The organism is Janthinobacterium sp. LPB2021202312-11-4 (assembly GCF_037049705.1).
In the GTDB taxonomy this organism is placed as follows: Bacteria; Pseudomonadota; Gammaproteobacteria; order Pseudomonadales; family Pseudomonadaceae; genus Aquipseudomonas.
Map to the genome: position 1 here is coordinate 127,522 of NZ_JBAGKV010000011.1, position 18,058 is coordinate 145,579.

Here is an 18,058-nt window from a genome sequence, read left to right on the forward strand (position 1 = left end):
GGCAGGACCCATGGCAAACGTGCAAAGCGGCAAAATGATCGTCGGTCTCGATATCGGCACCTCCAAAGTGGTGGCGCTGGTCGGCGAGGTCTCGGACGACGGCACGCTGGAAATTGTCGGGATCGGCACTCATCCGTCCCGTGGCCTGAAGAAGGGCGTGGTGGTGAACATCGAGTCCACCGTGCAATCGATCCAGCGCGCCATCGAAGAAGCGCAGCTGATGGCCGGTTGCCGGATTCACTCGGCGTTCGTCGGCGTGGCCGGCAATCACATCCGCAGCCTGAATTCCCACGGCATCGTGGCGATTCGTGATCGCGAAGTCAGCGCCGCCGACCTCGAGCGTGTGCTCGACGCCGCCCAGGCCGTGGCGATCCCGGCTGACCAGCGCGTGCTGCACACCCTGCCGCAGGATTACGTGATCGATAACCAGGAAGGCGTTCGTGAGCCTCTGGGCATGTCGGGCGTACGTCTGGAAGCCAAGGTTCACGTGGTGACCTGCGCCGTCAACGCCGCACAGAACATTGAAAAATGCGTGCGTCGCTGCGGTCTGGAAATCGACGACATCATTCTCGAGCAACTGGCTTCGGCCTACTCGGTCCTGACCGACGACGAGAAAGAGCTGGGCGTGTGCCTGGTGGATATCGGCGGCGGTACCACCGACATCGCGATCTTCACCGAAGGCGCGATCCGTCACACCGCCGTGATCCCGATTGCGGGCGACCAGGTGACCAACGACATCGCCATGGCGTTGCGCACTCCGACCCAGTACGCCGAAGAGATCAAGATTCGCTACGCCTGCGCCCTGGCCAAACTGGCCGGTGCCGGTGAAACCATCAAGGTCCCGAGCGTTGGCGACCGTCCACCGCGCGAACTGTCCCGCCAGGCCCTGGCCGAAGTGGTCGAGCCGCGTTACGACGAACTGTTCACGCTGATCCAGGCCGAACTGCGCCGCAGTGGCTACGAAGACCTGATCCCGGCCGGCATCGTGCTGACCGGCGGTACGTCGAAAATGGAAGGCGCGGTCGAACTGGCCGAAGAGATCTTCCACATGCCGGTCCGCCTGGGCGTGCCCCATGGCGTCAAGGGCCTGGATGACGTGGTGCGCAACCCGATTTATTCCACTGGCGTTGGCTTGTTGATGTACGGCCTGCAGAAGCAGTCCGACGGGATTTCGTTCTCGGGCATCAGCAGCCGCGACAGCTACAGCAATGAAGAACCGAAAGCCGCCTTGCTCGATCGCATCAAGAGCTGGGTACAAGGCAACTTCTAAAGATTTACCGCAACACCGCAACAAACGCAGTAGGCGAAAAAACTAGAGAATGTAAGGAGAGGGAAAATGTTCGAACTCGTAGACAACATCCCCGCAAGCCCGGTTATTAAAGTTATCGGTGTTGGCGGAGGCGGCGGCAACGCTGTCAACCACATGGTCAAGAGCAACATTGAAGGCGTTGAATTCATCTGCGCCAACACTGATGCCCAGGCGCTGAAATCCATCGGCGCGCGGACCATCCTGCAACTCGGTACCGGCGTGACCAAAGGTCTGGGCGCCGGCGCCAACCCTGAAGTAGGTCGTCAGGCCGCTCTCGAAGACCGTGAGCGCATTGCCGAAGTCCTGCAGGGCACCAACATGGTGTTCATCACCACTGGCATGGGCGGCGGTACCGGTACCGGTGCGGCGCCAATCATTGCCGAAGTGGCCAAGGAAATGGGGATTCTCACCGTTGCGGTGGTGACTCGTCCGTTCCCGTTCGAAGGCCGCAAGCGCATGCAGATCGCCGACGAAGGCATCCGTCTGCTGTCTGAAAGCGTTGACTCGTTGATCACCATTCCCAACGAGAAGCTGCTGACCATCCTGGGTAAAGACGCGAGCCTGCTGTCGGCTTTCGCCAAGGCTGACGATGTACTGGCCGGTGCCGTTCGCGGTATCTCCGACATCATCAAGCGTCCGGGCATGATCAACGTCGACTTTGCCGACGTGCGTACCGTGATGAGCGAAATGGGCATGGCGATGATGGGCACTGGCTGCGCCAGCGGTCCGAACCGTGCACGCGAAGCCACCGAAGCGGCCATTCGCAACCCGTTGCTCGAAGACGTGAACCTGCAAGGTGCACGCGGCATCCTGGTGAACATCACCGCCGGTCCTGACCTGTCCCTGGGTGAGTACTCCGACGTGGGTAGCATCATCGAAGCCTTCGCTTCCGAGCACGCGATGGTCAAGGTCGGCACCGTTATCGATCCGGACATGCGCGACGAGCTGCACGTGACCGTGGTTGCCACCGGTCTGGGCGCGAAAATCGAGAAGCCTGTTAAGGTGATCGACAACACCATGCACACATCCGTGGCCTCGCAGCCGCAGCAACAAGCGCCTTCGCGTCAGGAAGCGCCTGCTGTTAACTACCGTGACCTGGACCGTCCGACCGTCATGCGCAACCAGGCTCAGGCCGGTGCTGCGACTGCCGCGAAGATGAATCCGCAAGACGATCTGGACTACCTGGACATCCCGGCATTCCTGCGTCGTCAGGCTGATTGATGGAATGTATCAGGGCTATGAAGGTGATTGGTGTTCAGCAAAGGTCTGGTCTGCTATTATCGCCAGCCTTTGTTGATACCAGTTCGCAATTTGCGCTGAAGCGGTCCAAGCCATGATTAAACAACGCACACTGAAAAATATTATCCGTGCCACAGGTGTAGGCCTGCACTCCGGGGAGAAGGTATACCTGACCCTCAAGCCTGCACCTATCGACACCGGCATCGTGTTTGTTCGTGCCGATCTGGACCCTGTGGTGCAGATTCCCGCTCGCGCGGAAAACGTTGGCGAAACCACGATGTCGACCACGCTGGTCAACGGTGACGTCAAAGTGGACACGGTGGAGCACTTGCTCTCGGCCATGGCTGGCCTGGGCATCGATAACGCCTACGTCGAGCTCTCCGCGTCCGAAGTTCCGATCATGGATGGTAGCGCTGGACCTTTCGTATTCCTGATTCAATCGGCCGGCCTGGAAGAGCAGGACGCCGCCAAGAAGTTCATCCGTATCCTGCGGGAAGTGACAGTGGAAGACGGCGACAAGCGCGCCACTTTCGTCCCTTTCGAAGGTTTCAAAGTGAGCTTCGAGATCGATTTCGATCACCCGGTTTTCCGTAACCGTACACAAAGTGCAAGCGTGGATTTTTCCAGCACTTCGTTCGTAAAAGAAGTCAGCCGCGCCCGTACCTTTGGTTTCATGAGTGACATCGAGTACCTGCGCAAGCACAACCTCGCACTCGGCGGCAGCGTTGAAAACGCTATTGTGGTCGACGCGGATGGTGTACTGAACGAAGACGGTCTTCGCTATGAAGACGAATTCGTGAAGCACAAGATCCTCGATGCAATTGGTGACCTCTACCTGCTGGGCAATAGCCTGATTGGTGAGTTCAAGGGCTTCAAGTCCGGACATGCATTGAACAACCAGCTGCTGCGCAAGTTGATTGAGCAGACAGATGCTTGGGAAGTCGTGACTTTCGAAGACGCCAGCACTGCACCGATCTCTTACATGCGTCCTGTTGCGGCCGTGTAAGTAAAAACCTCTCTAGTTTTTAAAGGCTGCCTTCGGGTGGCCTTTTTTTATGCCGATAAATTGAAAGATCAAAAGATCGCAGCCTTCGGCAGCGCCCACAGGCGCGTAGGAGCTGCCGAAGGCTGCGATCTTTTGATCTTCGCTTTTAACCCGCGCTAACCACCCGGTTCCGCCCACCTTCCTTGGCCTGATACAACGCTTTGTCCGCCGCAAACAACAATTGCTCGAGGCTGATCTCGCTCGTACTGGTCCAAGTGCCAATACCAATACTGACAGTAATCGGCAGCTCGGCTCCCGCCACCAACGGCAGTTGCTCCACGGCTACGCGGATGGCTTCAGCAATTTGTTGCGCCCCTGCGCTGTCGGTTTCCGACAAGACCACCGAAAACTCCTCTCCGCCGTACCGGGCGACCAGGTCTCCGGGCCGTCGCACATTGGCGCTGATCACCTTGGCCAGCGCCCGCAGCGCATCGTCGCCACCCTGATGGCCATGCCGGTCATTGAATGCCTTGAAGTGGTCGGCATCGATCATCAACACCGACAACGGCTGGCCGGAGCGTTGCGCGCGAAACCATTCGTGGCGCAGCACCTGATCCAGGGTTCGACGGTTGGCCACGCCGGTCAAGGCATCGGTGGCCGCCAGTTGCGCGAGTTCGCGTTCGGCGTTGTGGCGCAGGCGCAATTCGCGACTGAGCAGCCAGGCCAGCCACAGCAGACCGATGCACAGCACGCCGGTGGCGCCACTGATGACGAGCGCCTGGCGTTCCCAACTGGCGAACACTTCGTCGCTGGAGAGCGCCACAATCACCGTCAGTGGCAGATTGCCGACCCGGGAAAAGGTGTACAGGCGTTTTTTGTGGTCAATGCTCGACACGCTGTTAAAGCTGCCACTGCCTTCACGCAGGATGCGCACCACATTCGGCCGGCTGGCGAAGCTTTTACCGATGGAATCGCTTTGCAGGTAAGGCTTCTGCGCCAACAGGATGCCGTCGTTGTTGATGATGTTCAGGGTGCTGTCATTGCCAATGTTCAGGCTGTTGAACAACTCGTCGAAGTACGCCAAGCGCATCGAGGCCACCGCCACGCCCATGAATTCCCCGGTGGGCGAGGAAATGCGTCGGCTGAAACTGATCCGCCACTGGTCGTTGTCGTCGCAGTCGCAACGGGGCTTGAACGGTCGGCTGATGAACATCCCGGTGTCGCGGTTGAAGACATGGGCGGTGAAGTAGTCGCGGTCGGCGAAGTTGCCCGGTTTGGGCTCGATCAGCGACGAGTCGGCCAGCACCTCCCCGTGCTTGTCCAGCAACAGGATGTCGCCCTTGAAGCGGGCGGTGGTGGAGCGATCGAACAGCACCAGGTGGCGGACCTGCGGCGGCATCTGTTTCAGGTCATCGCGCTGCGAGGCGGCAATCAGCCCTTGCAGGGTCAAGTCATAGAGCTCGACGGTGCGCAGTACATCGGCATCGATCAGTTGGGCGATGGTGGTCGCGCTGCGGGTCGCGGCCTGCTGCGCGTTGGCGTGTTCGCGGATCAGCAGAAACATGACGATGCTGAGAATCGCGATGACGGTCAGGCAACTGCCCAGAATCAGCAGCAGCTCAGGGCGACCAGTCCGGCCTGGTAGGTAGGGGGTACGGCTCGCTGTCATGGTTCTGATGTCTGCTGAAGGGACGTTATAAGCGTAGTTCCATAAACGTCGTTTCCCGAAGGACGCGCGTTTATCGCAGCAGCCATTCATGGAGATTTGGATGTTACTGAGGAAATGCATAAGCGGCGAGCCGGGACGCACACCTTGTGGGAGTGGGCTTGCTCGCGAAAGCTGAGTGTCAGTCGAGATTAATTTAACTGACACACCGCTTTCGCGAGCAAGCCCGCTTCCACAGGTCTGCGCCATTAAGCCAGACGAGTGGGCCGCGTGGTATTTAGCAAACGTTAGAAAACGTTAATCGGGTAATCAACGATCACGCGGTATTCATCGGTGTCCTGATCCAGCGCGCCGTAGCCGTTGCCGCCACGGTTGGTCGCCCATTGCAGGCGTACCGCCAGATCCTTGGCCGTACCGCCCTGGACCACGTATTTCAGATCAATGTCGCGCTCCCAGTGCTTGGCGTGTTTGCCGTCGGCGCTGTACCACGAGGCGTAGCCTTTGCTGTCCGGATCAACCTTGGTCAGGTCGGTCTCGCCCCGGGAATAGGACAGCGCCGAGGTCAGGCCGGGCAAGCCGAGGCCGACGAAATCGTAGGCGTACTTGAGTTTCCACGAGCGCTCGTTCGGACCGTTGAAGTCCGAGTATTGCTGGGAGTTGTCCAGGTAGATGCTGTCGCCCTGGCTGATGTAGTCGAACGGCGTGTTGCCGTTGACCCGCTGATACGCGGCGGTGACGCTGTGATTGCCCACGCCGACGGTGAAATGCAGGCTGTAGGTGTTGTTGTCGATGGTGCCCAGCAGCGCATCGCCGGTGTCTTGCGTGTGATAAAAGTGCAGACCCGGGTTGAGGCTGATCAGGTCGTTGAGCTGATAGGTGTAATCCAGATCGTAGTAGTACTGGTTCCAGATGTCCTTGAGCTCGGCGGCGTACAGGCTGCTGGTCAGCCCCGGCAAACCGCTCCAGGCCACGCCGGCCCAGTTCAGGTGCCGGCTCTCGTCACCGTCGGCCAGGCTGCCGTAGGACGTGCCGATCCGGGTGTGGCCGCTCTGGTTGTAAGGCTTGGTAAAACTGGCTTGGCCACCTTCAATCAACCAGCCATCGAAGCTGTGATTGGTCAGGCTGACGCCCCGAAAGGTCTGCGGCAGCATGCGGCTGTCCCCCCCGGCGATCACCGGGTTGGTGAGAAACAGGTCACCGGCCTTCAACTCGGTATCGAAGGCGCGCATTTTCAGCGTGCCGCCGCCGGTGGAGAACGAGCCCGGCGCTTTGCCGTTGCCATCGCTCACCGGCAGGATGCTCGAGTTATCAGTGCCGCCACCGCCATCGAGTTTCAGCCCGAGCATGGCGTGGGCATCAAGGCCGAAACCCACGGTGCCTTCGGTGAAACCGGATTCAAACTTGCCGAGAAAGCCCTGGCCCCATTCGATGTTGTCATCGGTGTGCTGGTGCCGGTTGCGGTTCATGTAGTAATTGCGGGCGTTGAGATTGAGGCTCGCCCCTTCGACAAAACCTTCATGACTGGCAGCGTCATCGGCGGCGTGAGCGTTGGTTGCCATCGTTGCAGCTACTGCAATGAACAACGGGCTGAGTTTCAGAGAAAAAGACACGTGCGGTACAGCTCCTTTTGGGTCATTAACGTCAGTTCATGGATCGACGTTTTTTACTTCTTGTTTAGGGAGACGAAGCGGGAGGTGATTTCTGCACAACAAAAAAAAGCCGCTGATAGCAGCGGCTTTGAAGACAACTTTTCATGGGAAGAGCCGATGAAAAGTGTCGAGGGAAACAGAGCGATACGGTGGATCAGCTGTCTTTCTCAACCTGTGGTTTGGTCGCAGAAGTCGACGCTTGAGGGGTTTGCGCAGCTTGCTGGGCTTTGGCGGTCATCTCGGCCTGGGACTGTTCGAAGGCTTTGGCCCGTGCCGCATTTTGTGCGACGAAGGACGGCGATTCTTCAGCCATGGCGACCGGGGACAGGAACAAAGCGGACAAAACGAAAGCGCTGGCAATACCCATAGTGTTGGACATCTTTAAAACCTTCTTGCTTGGCAAGTGCTGTTTGGTGCGCGAAGGTTAAGGGGCTGGCGCGATGGGAAACAGAGCGGATTTCAGAAAGGACTGTTGCGGATAAAGCAAAGATCGCAGCCTTCGGCAGCTCCTAGAGGGGAACACATTCCAAAGGTAGGCGCTGCCGAAGGCTGCGATCTTTTGAGGCCCGTCAGACAGGAAGATGAATCCCGAAGGTATTCATCCCATGGTCACTGCGCACAAACACATCGCCGCCGTGCATCAGCGCAATCGCTTTCACAATCGCCAAACCGAGGCCATGGTTGTTGCCGCTGTTGCTGCGCGACGCATCCACCCGGTAAAAGCGCTCGAACAAGCGTGGCAAATGCTCTCTGGCAATCGGCGATCCGGGGTTGGCCACCCCAATACTGACCTGATGCTCCGCCACCTCGATTCGTACCTGAATCACCTGCCCGGGCTCGGTGTGTTGCACCGCGTTACTCAGCAAGTTGATCAGCGCCCGGCGCAGATGCGCGATCTCAATGCTGACCTGTGCATCACCGCTGACCTGCACTTGCACCTGCGCATCTTCCAGAATGAAATCCAGATACTCCAAAGTCGTCGCCACTTCATCGGCCAGTGAGGTGGACGTCAGTTTGGTCGCCTTGCTGCCCTGGTCGGCGCTGGCCAGGAACAGCATGTCATTGATGATCGAGCGCAGCCGTTCCAGCTCTTCGAGGTTGGATTGCAGCACCTCGAAATAATGTTCCGCCGAACGGCCACGGGTCAGCGCCACCTGGGTCTGGCCGATCAGGTTGGTCAGTGGCGAGCGCAGTTCATGGGCCACATCGGCGTTGAACGACTCCAGGCGCGAATAGGCCTGTTCGACCCGTTCCAGGGTCGAGTTGAACGAACTGACAAACTGGTCCAGTTCCGGCGGCAACGGCGACAGGCGCAACCGCCCGGAACGCAACGGTGGCGCCAGACGCTGGGCTTCCTGGGATAACTTGATCAACGGCTTGAGGCCGATCCGCGCCACCCAATAACCCAGGGCCGAAGCCAGCAATACACCGACAATCGCCAGGCTGATCAGGGCGATCAGCAAATGGTGTTGAGTTTGTAGAAAGGTCTCGGTGTCGATGCCGATCATGAAACGCAGCGGCGGGCGCTGGTCCTTGGCCGGGAACTGGCTGACCAGCACTTTCAGTGGCGAGGCATGGTCCGGCACCTGCAAGTCGCGCCGGCCCAGCGGCCCTTCGGCGAACGCGCGGATCTGCGGCGTGATGTTGCCGTATTCGTACTGCGGATCGCCGCTGATGATCCAGAAACGGATGCGCTTGTCTTCTTCGCCCAGCAATTTGAGCTTGTTGTTGATCTTCACCCAATGCTCGGGGGTGCCGTAACGGCCGACCGTGGATTCGAGCACGCTGTAACGCGCGTCCAGTTCGGCTTCGGGCAACAGGCCCAGGCCCTTGTCGACCTGCTGGTACAACGCCCAGCCGATCAACAGAAACACCAGCAGCGCCACCAGCGTGAACATCCCGCTCAGGCGCAGCGCAATCGAGTTACTGGACACCACGGCTCTCCAGCACATAACCCATGCCGCGAATGGTGTGCAGCAACTTCTCGTCGAACGGCCCGTCGAGCTTGGCCCGCAGGCGTTTGATCGCGACTTCGACGACGTTGGCGTCGCTGTCGAAATTGATGTCCCAGACCATCTCGGCAATCGCGGTTTTCGAGAGGATTTCACCCTGGCGGCGGGCGAGCACACTGAGCAGTGAGAACTCCTTGGCGGTCAGGTCCAGGCGCGTGCCGGCGCGGGTGGCCTTGCGGCTGATCAAGTCGATCCACAGGTCGGCGATGCTGACCTGCACCGGTTCATGGCCGCCACTGCGCCGGGTCAGCGCTTGCAGGCGCGCCACCAGTTCGAGGAAGGAAAACGGTTTGCCGAGGTAATCGTCGGCACCATCGCGCAGGCCCTTGATGCGGTCTTCCACGCGTTCGCGGGCGGTGAGCATGATCACCGGGGTTTGCTTGCGCGCGCGCAACGCCCGCAACACGCCGAAGCCGTCGAGGCCCGGCAGCATCACGTCGAGGATGATCACCGCGTAGTCGCTTTCCAGCGCCAGGTGCAGGCCTTCGACGCCGTCCCGCGCCAGGTCCACGGTGTAACCCTGTTCCGTCAGGCCGCGATGCAGGTAATCCGCGGTTTTTTCTTCATCTTCGATAATCAGAACGCGCATGACCCCGCCTCAGTCTGTGGTCGCCAGTGCCGGCATCGGCGCAGGTTTGGGTCTATGAAAAAGTCGCTCAAGCCACAAGTATATGACCGGCGTGGTAAACAGCGTCAGCGCCTGACTCACCAGCAGCCCGCCGACCACCGCAATCCCCAATGGCTGGCGCAGTTCGGCGCCGGTGCCGTAGCCGAGCATCAGCGGCAACGCACCGAGCAGGGCGGCGAGGGTGGTCATGATGATCGGCCGGAACCGCGTGATACAGGCCTGGAAAATCGCCTCTTCCGGCGGCAAGCCACCCTTGCGCTGGGCTTCGAGGGCAAAGTCGATCATCAGGATGCCGTTTTTCTTGACGATACCGATCAGCAGCACCAGCCCGATCAGCGCCATGATCGAAAAGTCCTGGCCCCAGATCCACAGCATGATCACCGCACCGAGCCCGGCAGAGGGCAGGGTCGAAATGATGGTCAGCGGATGCACGAAGCTTTCATAAAGCACGCCGAGAATGATGTACACCGCCACCAGCGCCGCCAGAATCAGCCATGGCTGACTGGCCAGCGAACTCTGGAACGCCTGGGCCGCGCCCTGGAAGTTGCCGCTGATCGCCGCCGGCATGCCGATTTCGGCTTTGGCCTGATTGAGCAGGATCACCGCATCGCCCAACGCCACGCCAGGCGCCAGGTTGAACGAGAGGTTGGCGGCCGGGAACATGCCGTCGTGGGCAATCGACAAGGGGCCAATGGTCGGCGCATCGAATTTCGCCAGGGCCGACAACGGCACCATCTCTCCACTCAACGGCGAACGCAGGTAGAAGTAGTTGAGGCTTTCAGCCTTGCCGCGTTGTTTGGTGTCGAGTTCCAGAATCACGTTGTACTGGTTGATCTGGGTCTGGAATTCGTTGATTTGCCGCTGGCCGAAGGCGTCGTACAGCGCTTCATCGACATCGCTGGCGGTCAGGCCGAAACGCGCGGCGGCGCTGCGGTCGATGCTGATGTGGGTGATGCTGCCGCCCAGTTGCAGGTCGTTGGAAATATCGCGGAAGGCCGGGAGCGTGCGCAGTTTTTCGGTCAGGCGTTGGGTCCAGGTGCTGAGGACGGCACCGTCGTTGCTTTTGAGCACGTATTGATACTGGGCGCGGCTCGGGCCGGAGCTGAGGTTGATGTCCTGGCCGGCGCGCAGGTACAACACAATGCCGGGAACTTTCATCAGTTGCGGGCGAATCCGGTCGATGAACTGGCTGGCCGTGACATCACGGTCGCCGCGTTTTTTCAGGGCAATCCAGAACCGGCCGTTGGCGATGGTCTGGTTGCTGCCCGACACGCCGACCGAATGGGAAAACGCCTGCACCGCCGGGTCCGCCGCGACGATTTCGGCCATCGCCAGGTGTTTTTTCACCATGTCGCCGTAGGAAATATCCGCCGCCGCTTCGGTGGTGCCGAGGACGAAACCGGTGTCCTGAATCGGGAAGAAGCCTTTAGGGATAAAGATGTAACCGCCGATGGCCAGCCCAAGGGACAGGCAGAACACGCCGATCATCAATTTCTGGTGGGCGAGGGCGCGGCGCAGCAGTTTTTCGTAACCGGCCAACAAGCGCTCGCCGAAGGTCGGTTTGCTGTGGGCGTGATGCACTGGCGCGCGCATGAACAGCGCGGCCAGGGTCGGCGCGAGGGTCAGGGACACCACCACGGAAATCATGATGGTCGAGGTCGCGGTCAGGGCGAATTCCTTAAACAGCCGCCCGACCACGCCGCCCATGAACAGCAGCGGAATAAACGCCGCCACCAGCGAGAAACTGATCGAGACCACGGTAAAACCGATCTCGCCGGCGCCTTTGATCGCCGCCTCGCGCATGCCGTCGCCGGCCTCCAGGTGCCGGTGAATGTTCTCCACCACCACAATCGCATCGTCCACCACAAACCCCACGGCCACCACGATCGCTACAAGGGTCAGGTTGTTCAGGCTGAAACCCATGATGTACATCAGGGCGAAACTGGCGGTCAGCGACACACCCAATACCGCCGACACAATCATGGTCGCCGACCATTGGCGCAGGAACAGCGCCATCACCGCCACCACCAGCATGATCGCGATCAGCAGGGTGATTTCCACTTCGTGCAGGGAGGCACGAATGGTTTGGGTACGATCGATCAACACTTTGACCTGCACCGAGGCCGGCAACATCGCTTCAAGCCCCGGTAATGCGGCTTGAATGCGATCCACGGTCTCGACGATGTTCGCCCCCGGTTGCCGGGAGATCACCAGGTTCACACCGGGTTGGTCGCCGGCCCAGGCCTGGACGTAGGCATCTTCCGAACCGTTGACGACTTTGGCGACATCTTTGAGGTGAACCGGTGCACCGTCCTTATAGGAAACGATGAGCTGGCTGTATTCGTCGGGGTGGAACAACTGGTCGTTGGTGGACAGGGTCGAAATGCTCGACTCACCGTACAGCGCACCCTTGGCCAGGTTGAGGCTGGTCTGCTGGATCGCCAGGCGAATGTCCGCCAGGGTCAAGCCAATGGCTGCGAGTTTGTCCGCCGAGGCCTGGATGCGGATCGCCGGACGTTGCTGACCCGTGATGTTGATTTGGCCTACGCCGTCGATCTGACTGATCTGACGCGAGAGCAGGGTTTCCACCAGGTCGCTGAGTTCGGTGCCGGGCATTTGCGTCGAGCTGACGCTGAGGATCAGCACCGGGCTGTCGGCCGGGTTGACCTTCTTCCAGGTCGGCAGGGTCGGCATGTCTTTGGGCAGTTTGCCGGCTGCGGTGTTGATCGCGGCTTGTACTTCCTGGGCGGCGGTGTCGATGCTTTTATTGAGGGTGAATTGCAGGGTCAGCAGGCTGGAACCCAGTGCGCTGCTCGACGTCATCTGGGTCATGCCGGGGATGGCGCTGAATTGCACCTCCAGCGGCGTGGCCACCGACGAGGCCATGGTGTCGGGGCTGGCGCCGGGCAGTTGCGCGGACACCTGAATGGTCGGGAATTCCGCTTCCGGTAACGGCGCAATCGGCAGGCGCGGGAAGGCAATCACGCCGAGCAGCACCAAGGCAAAGGTCAGCAGGATGGTGGCGACCGGGTGATCGATGCACCACGCGGAAGGGCCTCTCATTGTTTAGGCTCCGCTTGCACCACTTGCGGCGGATCGCTCAGCACCTGCACCGTCGAGCCAGGCTTGAGCCGCGACTGGCCGTCGCTGACCAGCACGTCGCCGGGTTTGACGCCGGTGATGATGTCCTGACCACTGCCCTGATACACCATCTGCACCTGGACGGTCTCGACCTTGTCGCCGTTGACCCGGTACACAAAGTGTTGATCGAGGCCCCGCTGTACGACCGTCGGTGGTACCACCAGCGCATCTTTATCCAGCGCTGTCTGAATTTTTACCGTCACCAGCAGGCCGGGCCAGAGTTTCTGGCTGGCGTTGTTGAATTCCGCCTTGGCGCGGATGGTCCCGGTGTTGGCGCTGATCTGGTTGTCGATCAGGGTCAGGTGACCTTCGCCCAGCAGGTTGCCGGTTTCACCATCGGTGTCGGCGCCGATGTAGGCCTTGACCTGGGCGCGTTGCGGGTCACTGATCAGGCCTTGCAGGGTCGGCAGCATTTGCTGCGGCAGGGAAAACTCCACGGCAATCGGATCGATCTGGGTCACGGTGAACAGCCCTTGGGCGTCGGCCATGCGCAGGAAGTTGCCTTCATCCACCGTACGAATACCGACGCGACCGGTGACCGGGGAGCGAATCTGCGTGTAGGAAAGCTGCACCTGCGCCGCGTCGATGGAGGCTTGATTGCCTTGGGCGGTGGCTTTGAGCTGGTTGACCAAGGCTTGTTGCTGGTCGTAAGTCTGTTTGGACACGCCGTCATCAACGCTCAGCAACTTGTAGCGCTTGAGGTTGACCAGTGCGACTTGCAACTGCGCCTGGCTTTCACCCAATTGGGCGCGGGCCTGGTCGAGGCTGGCGCGGATCGAGCGGTCGTCGATGGTCGCCAGCAAGTCGCCGGCCTTGACCAACTGACCTTCCTTGACCAGCAACTTGGTGAGAATGCCGTCGATCTGCGGGCGCACCACCACGCTGTGCAAGGACAGCACCGAACCGATGCCGCTGACGTAGCGCGGCACGTCCTTTTCGGTGACCGCGACCACCCGCACCGGGATGGCTGTCGGGGTGGCGAGTTTGGCGGTGGCCGGTTTGTTGGCGTACCACAGGCCCAGCGCTGCCAGGACAATCAGAGGGGCTGCGATCAAGGCGGTTTTTTTCTGAATTCGCATGCGAGTGGGGCGCCGGGCTAGAGGGACGGGAACGGGGTCGGATTTTATACCTCTCCTTATAGTCCTGTTACCCGGTCAGGAAGGTGACTGCTAACTGACGGGGCTGTCAGTTTGGCATTGCAGTTAACATGATGGACCGCGTTATCGTTCTTCGCGGGCAAGCCTCGCCCCTATATTGGAATGCATTCCCTTGTAGGAGCGAGGCTTGCCCGCGACGGCGTCAGTCCAGTCACCGCTAAAACCCCTGGCCGACGACTTGTCGCTTGAAGCTTGCAGCTTGCAGCGCCTCATCCAGTTATACTCGCGCCTTTCGCGGCCCACTTACCGGGCCCGACTCTTTGTGCACCACCCGGAGCTTTCATGACTTCCCCGACACAACCGCCGGTCGCCGACGCCTTGAGCGACGACCCGGCAGACCTGCCAGACAGCGTCGACTCCAGCGCAGACAGCGAAACCAAAGCCGCGATCCCGGCGTTCAAGTTTCCGTTCAAACCGGGTGACTTGGCCGCCGCCAAGAACGCCAGCCAGCCGTGGTACAAGAACGGCGCCAAGAACGGCCACACCAAGACCCCAGGCGCTGCGCCACCGGGTACGCGTCGCTCGATGGGCAAGCGCTGATAGACCGCTCCTTGTCGGAAAAGAAACCTCGCTGACATAGAGACCGTTCCCACAAGGATGAGCGATTCGTCCTCTGGGAAAATCGGTGGTTACTCGTCGAAGATTCACTCCCGTGAATTTTCGACGTAGGCCACCGAATGCCCCTGCTAAAAATCCTCTGTTTACTGTCGCTGTTCGTCCTGACGGCCGGTTGTGTGTCGTCTGTGGCCGAGCCGCGCCCGCGTTCTGCCCACTATGTCCTCAACGACGAGGGCCTGCCATTTTCCGATGCGGTGCAGGTTGGCGAGACGGTTTATCTGTCCGGTGTCCTCGGCCTGGGGCCTGACGGTGAACTGGTCAAGGGCGGCATCGGCCCGCAGATGACCCAGACTATGGAGAACCTGCGCAGCGCGTTGCAACGCAGCGGTTCATCGCTTGCCCATGTGGCCAAGTGCACGGTCATCCTGGCCGACATCAAGGATTTCAGCGCAATGAACGAGGTGTATCGGCGCTACTTCCCGGCAGACCGTTTACCGGCCCGCACGTCCTTCGTTGCCAAGGCCTTGGTGCTGAACGCGCGGGTCGAGGTTGAGTGCGTGGCGGTCGCTGCCCGCTGATCGACGGTGCAGTGATGGCTAAATGCCTGGAAGCTGAGCCAGATCAGTATTTGTGGTGTCAGCGCGCTTAGAGTCAGCAGCCCTGCCGACTCTTTCAATAAAACGAGCGCGCTTTCCATGAAGATCAACCTCCCGGTCACGGGTCGCAATGTCGACTTTGCTTCTGATGTGAACATCCTCTCGACCACCGATCTGACCAGCGCGATCACCTACGCCAACGAAGACTTCATCAAGATCAGCGGTTACACCCGTGAAGCCTTGTTGGGCTCGACCCACAATCTGTTGCGCCACCCGGACATGCCGGCGCAAGCGTTTGCCCATATGTGGCAAACCCTGAAAAGTGGCCGTTCGTGGATGGGGCTGGTGAAGAACCGTTGCCAGAATGGCGACCACTACTGGGTCAGCGCCTATGCCACGCCGGTGACGCAAAACGGTCAGGCGGTGGAGTATCAGTCGGTTCGCACCAAACCCGGTCCTCGGCAGGTCGAGGCTGCGGAAAAAGCCTACGCGCAACTGCGCAGTGGCCGACGCACCTGGTTGCAGCGCTTGCCGGTGGTGGGGCTGGGGTTGCGGGTGTCGGCGCTGTGCAGTCTGGTACTGGCCGGGGTCCTGGGTGTCGAGGTGTTGTTGCAGCCGCCACCGATCTTCGGCGTGCTGGCGTTTGTGCTGGGCAGCGGTTTGATGGCCTTCGGCATCGGGCTGTTGCTGCGACCGTTGAAGGCATTGACTGAGCGCGCCCGGCAGATTGCCGATAATCCACTCAGCCAGAGTGTCTACACCGGTCGCCGTGATCAATTTGGTCAGATCGAGTTCGCTTTGCAGATGCTCGAAGCCCAGGTGGGTGCGGTGGTGGGGCGCATTGGTGATGCCTCGCAGCGATTGGCCGGGCATGCGGCGGAACTGGTCGAGCACCTGCAAAGCAGCCACACCAGCACCCTGGCCCAGCAGGCCGAAACCGATCAAGTGGCGGCGGCGATTCATCAGATGACCGCCAGCGTGGCGCAGGTTGCCAGCCATGCGCAGCAAGCTTCGGTCACGGCGGACCTGGCCGGCAGCGAAACCCGCGAAGGGCATCAATTGGTCGGCGAAAGCCGCAGCGCCGTGTTGCGCCTGGCCGAGGAGCTGGCGCGAGCGACGGAGGTGATCCTTCAATTGGAAGGCCACAGCAACGATATTTCCGGGGTGCTGGAGGTGATTCGCAGCATCGCCGAGCAAACCAACCTGCTGGCGCTGAACGCGGCGATTGAAGCGGCGCGGGTCGGGGACGCCGGGCGCGGTTTTGCGGTGGTGGCCGACGAAGTTCGCGGGTTGGCGCAACGGACCCAGCAATCGACCAACGAGATTCAGCGGATGATCAGCACCCTGCAAAACGGCGCCCGGGACGCGGTGCTGGTGATGCAGCAAAGCAGTGAGCATGTGGAGAGCAGCGTCGGTCAGGCCCGTCGCGCTGCCGATGCGCTGGACGGGATCAGTCAGCGGGTGAACCAGATCACTGAAATGAGCCTGCAAATCGCCGCCGCCGTGGAAGAGCAGAGCACCGTCAGCGAAGACATCAACCGCAACATCACCAGCATTCGCACCGCGTGCGAACTGACGGTGAATGAGGGGCGCAAGAGTCAGGTCAATTCAGCGGATGTGGCGGGGCTGGCCGGGGATTTGCGCTTGTTGGCCCAGGAGTTCTGGGGGCAGCGGCGTTAGGTTCTGGATGTGTAGTGGCTGATCGGCCGCCTTCGCGAGCAAGCCCGCTCCCACAGGGAAATGCATTCCAATGTGGGAGCGGGCTTGCTCGCGAAGAGGCCATCACCGACAACACAACCCTCGGATCAAGCCGCCCGCAGCGAGATAAACGCATAGTTCAGCGGCGTCTCAGTCGCTACCTCAGCCCCGGCCGCCAGCACTTGTCCGGCAATATCCTCCCCCGACACATGGAACAACCATTCACTGCCCGGCGCTGCCGAAGGTTGGGCCACCACCTGATCGATGACCGACGCAAAAGCGCTCATCTGCGGCAGGTAAGCGGTAAACCCGTCACCCTTGAGCGCCGTCGTGCGAATCCCCAGCAACCCGCAAATCGCATCCTTGGTCTGCACCTCATCGCGATCCGCCTGGCGTGAGCGTTGGATCAACGTCACCAGCTCCTGATCCACCAACTCACCGCCCACGATCAGGTTAGGGCCCTGCTCCCATGATTCGGGCGGGCATTCTTTCACCGCCGTGTTCAGTGGGATGTGTGGGTTGATTTCCATCGGGTAGATGCGACAGACCAGCGGCCGGCGCTGGTAGATGCGGCAGAGGTTGTCTTCGTCAAGATTCCGGCAGGGGCCGACGTTGTACGCCGCGAAGGTGATGGCGACGTAAGCCTCAGTGGCACCACTACGAACCACCACCGAGCGGCGTTCGGCGTGTTCTCGCTGCAACAGCGGCAGGCCCAGGCCATTGCCCAGAAAGCCTTCGACCAGCACGATCACCTGGCCGCCATCGTTGGCCCACATGCGGGCTTCGGTCAGGGTCAGGGGTACGTGATGATCGGTGCAGCATTTGCCGCAGCCTACGCAGGAAAACGTCGTATTCATTGGTCGATCGGTCGCCGGTAAGGGTGTGAAGTGGCGACAGAAAGCCACCGCCAGGGCTGCACTCGAAGCAAGTTATGCGCCACTCACGGCTTTTTCGCGGTGGGGCGGATGGAGTCCCATTCGGTCACGTAAGCGGTTTTGCTCGCTTTGTTGTACAGGCACAACTCAGTGCCTTGCTGACCCTTCATGTGCTTTTGCGGGTATTGGCCTTGGAGCAGGAGCGCGGTGTAGCCGACCCGGTCGTCGAATTGTGCGGCGGTGCCGACGGGTTTGGCGTTTTTCAGGCCGCTGGCCTTGGTGCAACTGCTAAGCACGGCTTTGTCGTAGGCGGCCCAGGCGTCGGGGCTGGAGGCGTGGGCCTGGGTGGTGAGTGCGGTGAGGATGAGCAGCAGAGCGGTGAGTTTCATCAGGGGCATCCTTGTGCGTGTTGGCCAGGGTTGGAGTATGCCTCAAGCGTTTCGAATGGCCGACACCGCCAAGATCGCAGCCTTCGGCAGCTCCTACCGTTGGAATGCGATCCTCCGTAGGAGCTGCCGGAGGCTGCGATCTTTTAACGGTATCAG

General features: G+C 60.5%; 15 protein-coding genes. 6 read left to right on the forward strand and 9 right to left on the reverse strand.

Going from position 1 to position 18,058, the window contains the following annotated elements:
* Nucleotides 1-10 precede the first annotated feature (10 nt).
* The 3 genes from ftsA to lpxC all read left to right on the forward strand — a co-directional run bounded on the left by ftsA (nt 11) and on the right by lpxC (nt 3,554).
* The gene (ftsA, locus tag V5E99_RS14265; protein ID WP_046048247.1) at nt 11-1,270 is read left to right on the forward strand and encodes a cell division protein FtsA; all 1,260 of its coding nucleotides are present in this window, start codon (nt 11-13) and stop codon (nt 1,268-1,270) included.
* Between the two features lie 66 nt (nt 1,271-1,336).
* Nucleotides 1,337-2,530 (forward strand): cell division protein FtsZ, encoded by a 1,194-nt coding sequence (gene ftsZ / locus V5E99_RS14270; protein WP_033061342.1) that lies wholly within the window; start codon nt 1,337-1,339, stop codon nt 2,528-2,530.
* Nucleotides 2,531-2,642: 112 nt separating this feature from the next.
* Nucleotides 2,643-3,554 carry a UDP-3-O-acyl-N-acetylglucosamine deacetylase gene (lpxC, locus tag V5E99_RS14275; RefSeq protein ID WP_054045542.1) on the forward strand — a complete coding sequence of 304 codons (912 nt, stop codon included), beginning with the start codon at nt 2,643-2,645 and terminating at the stop codon, nt 3,552-3,554.
* 145 nt (nt 3,555-3,699) lie between these two features.
* Here the strand turns inward: lpxC and V5E99_RS14280 are convergent, their stop codons facing one another.
* The 7 genes from V5E99_RS14280 to V5E99_RS14310 form a co-directional block, all read right to left on the reverse strand.
* Nucleotides 3,700-5,202, reverse strand: coding sequence for a sensor domain-containing diguanylate cyclase (locus V5E99_RS14280; RefSeq protein WP_499802991.1), 1,503 nt, complete (start codon nt 5,200-5,202; stop codon nt 3,700-3,702).
* Nucleotides 5,203-5,486: 284 nt separating this feature from the next.
* Entirely contained in the window at nt 5,487-6,809 is a 1,323-nt protein-coding gene (locus V5E99_RS14285) for an OprD family porin (RefSeq protein WP_499802992.1), read from the reverse strand.
* Nucleotides 6,810-7,002: 193 nt separating this feature from the next.
* The gene (locus V5E99_RS14290) at nt 7,003-7,227 is read right to left on the reverse strand and encodes a hypothetical protein (protein WP_499802993.1); all 225 of its coding nucleotides are present in this window, start codon (nt 7,225-7,227) and stop codon (nt 7,003-7,005) included.
* A gap of 190 nt (nt 7,228-7,417) precedes the next feature.
* Nucleotides 7,418-8,782, reverse strand: coding sequence for a heavy metal sensor histidine kinase (locus tag V5E99_RS14295; protein WP_499802994.1), 1,365 nt, complete (start codon nt 8,780-8,782; stop codon nt 7,418-7,420).
* On the reverse strand, nt 8,772-9,449 hold the full coding sequence (locus V5E99_RS14300; protein ID WP_054045531.1) for a heavy metal response regulator transcription factor: 678 nt from the start codon (nt 9,447-9,449) through the stop codon (nt 8,772-8,774). Before V5E99_RS14300 ends, V5E99_RS14295 begins: the two co-directional genes overlap by 11 nt.
* A gap of 9 nt (nt 9,450-9,458) precedes the next feature.
* Nucleotides 9,459-12,551, reverse strand: coding sequence for a multidrug efflux RND transporter permease subunit (locus V5E99_RS14305; RefSeq protein WP_499802995.1), 3,093 nt, complete (start codon nt 12,549-12,551; stop codon nt 9,459-9,461).
* Nucleotides 12,548-13,684: an efflux RND transporter periplasmic adaptor subunit gene (locus tag V5E99_RS14310; protein ID WP_499802996.1), complete on the reverse strand. Its 1,137-nt coding sequence runs from the start codon at nt 13,682-13,684 to the stop codon at nt 12,548-12,550. Before V5E99_RS14310 ends, V5E99_RS14305 begins: the two co-directional genes overlap by 4 nt.
* Before the next feature lie 384 nt (nt 13,685-14,068).
* Between V5E99_RS14310 and V5E99_RS14315 the strand changes: the two genes are divergently transcribed.
* The 3 genes from V5E99_RS14315 (at nt 14,069) to V5E99_RS14325 (ending at nt 16,620) form a co-directional block, all read left to right on the forward strand.
* Nucleotides 14,069-14,326: a hypothetical protein gene (locus tag V5E99_RS14315; RefSeq protein ID WP_083375782.1), complete on the forward strand. Its 258-nt coding sequence runs from the start codon at nt 14,069-14,071 to the stop codon at nt 14,324-14,326.
* Nucleotides 14,327-14,463: 137 nt separating this feature from the next.
* Complete coding sequence (locus V5E99_RS14320) at nt 14,464-14,922, forward strand: RidA family protein (RefSeq protein WP_499802997.1); 459 nt, start codon at nt 14,464-14,466, stop codon at nt 14,920-14,922.
* Nucleotides 14,923-15,039: 117 nt separating this feature from the next.
* Nucleotides 15,040-16,620, forward strand: coding sequence for a methyl-accepting chemotaxis protein (locus tag V5E99_RS14325; protein ID WP_499802998.1), 1,581 nt, complete (start codon nt 15,040-15,042; stop codon nt 16,618-16,620).
* A 125-nt stretch (nt 16,621-16,745) separates the two neighbouring features.
* Here the strand turns inward: V5E99_RS14325 and V5E99_RS14330 are convergent, their stop codons facing one another.
* Together V5E99_RS14330 and V5E99_RS14335 are read right to left on the reverse strand one after the other, a co-directional pair.
* The gene (locus tag V5E99_RS14330; protein ID WP_499802999.1) at nt 16,746-17,495 is read right to left on the reverse strand and encodes a YkgJ family cysteine cluster protein; all 750 of its coding nucleotides are present in this window, start codon (nt 17,493-17,495) and stop codon (nt 16,746-16,748) included.
* Between the two features lie 83 nt (nt 17,496-17,578).
* A complete protein-coding gene (locus V5E99_RS14335; protein ID WP_499803001.1) occupies nt 17,579-17,902 on the reverse strand; it encodes a hypothetical protein in 324 nt (107 codons plus the stop codon).
* Nucleotides 17,903-18,058 lie beyond the last annotated feature (156 nt).